The sequence below is a fragment of the Acinetobacter sp. A2 genome (assembly GCF_012371325.1).
Taxonomy (GTDB): Bacteria; Pseudomonadota; Gammaproteobacteria; order Pseudomonadales; family Moraxellaceae; genus Acinetobacter.
Genome location: NZ_JAAZQX010000062.1, coordinates 1 through 1,390, shown reverse-complemented (window position 1 = coordinate 1,390; position 1,390 = coordinate 1). Strand labels below are relative to the sequence as shown.

The 1,390-nt window shown below is 37.3% G+C and carries 1 protein-coding gene; it reads right to left on the bottom strand.

What is annotated here, in order from left to right; genetic code table 11:
• Positions 1-14 precede the first annotated feature (14 nt).
• Positions 15-1,319 (bottom strand): IS4 family transposase, encoded by a 1,305-nt coding sequence (locus HHA43_RS13070; RefSeq protein WP_168525014.1) that lies wholly within the window; start codon positions 1,317-1,319, stop codon positions 15-17.
• Positions 1,320-1,390: the final 71 nt, after the last annotated feature.

Below are 1,390 nucleotides of genomic sequence, written 5' to 3'. Positions count from 1 at the left end.
GTAATGCCAGTCAGTTAAGAAATTGACTGGCATTTTCTTGGATATTTTTGTGCTTTAATTTTCACTACTCGCGGACATTGCCTTTGCCTTTTTTCAGGTAATACAAATATTTTAGATTGTTCAAATAATTGTGCTAAATGTTTGGGTAGATTTCCTGCTGATTCTAAAGGTGTGTGCCTTAAGATATTGATAATACTCATAGATGCAATATGGAAACTGATCCTTAAAGGACTCACCTTTGCATGTTCAGCGATAAACCTCATCTGTCTTCTTAAGATATTATAAGCAATAAATACCCCCCACAATTCTTGATAGACCAAATCAGGTTGTTTGCTTCTTAAAATTCTTGCATCCTGTAAATCACTTTTAATTTCCCGATAACACATTTCTATTTCCCAACGCTGGATATAAAGCATTGCAAGGTCTTTGAATGGATAAACTTTAGAATCTGTTAATGATGTAATGTAACGTCTTATTTTTCCTGCATATTCAACTTCAATTAAACGTGCTTCCCAATAGTCACCCAATGACGGATTTATCTTTTTTGCTCTTGCTGAAACAGGCATTTTGATCTGAAAGTCATGGGCCGCATTATGATGAATCACTTCATAACGCAGGTTGTCCTTTGCTCGCATCAACCAATGACTCTCTTCTGCCTGAGATTGCCAACTCACTAAAAAATCAGCAGAGAAGTAAGCACGATCAAATAGGGTAATACTGCGAACTGGTGCTTTTAATTGACTGGCTAAGGTTAATTCACCTTGATCCATACTGCCAATTTGGGCATCAATCATTTCATGTGTATTGGTATTCACCAGGCAAGTCGCTCTGACTTGTGGGTAAGGGGCAGCTGCTGTTTTGCCTTTGGATGAACCAAAGTGCTTAAAGTTTTCTTCTGTATGAGGCATAGACCAAACCACACCATCTACAGCACAAACGCATAGACCGTGAAAGTTGCTATATTGTTGTTGTGAGTCTTTAAACCATGCCTGACTTAATGTCGAAAATAAAGCACTCATGGGCTCTAAGCCTAAGCGCTGTCTTGCTTGTACGGATGCACTCGGTACACAGTATTCTGCCGTACCGAAAACAAGTTGCAATTGTTGAACCACATACCAAATCGGTTGATTTCGAAATAGAGCAAGTCCGATTACCAGCCAAACAACATGTTCAGCAGGCAGTTTTCTTTTTCGAATTGATGCTTTACCTGTTTGGTTTAAGCAATCTTCAATCCAGTTTAAATCAATCAATTCACTGAATTGTGAAAGTGAAGGTAGGGTTTGTTTTAATGTTAAATCTAAATTCTGAGATAAATTCATAAAAAAAGAGCGTATTTACATACGCTCTTTTTACAGTATTTTAACTTTTTTTGCTTAACTGACTGGCATTA

What these genes read in the sequence shown, in the direction of transcription:
- HHA43_RS13070 (WP_168525014.1), bottom strand. Translation starts at nt 1,319, where the DNA reads ATGAATTTATCTCAGAATTTAGATTTAACATTAAAACAAACCCTACCT.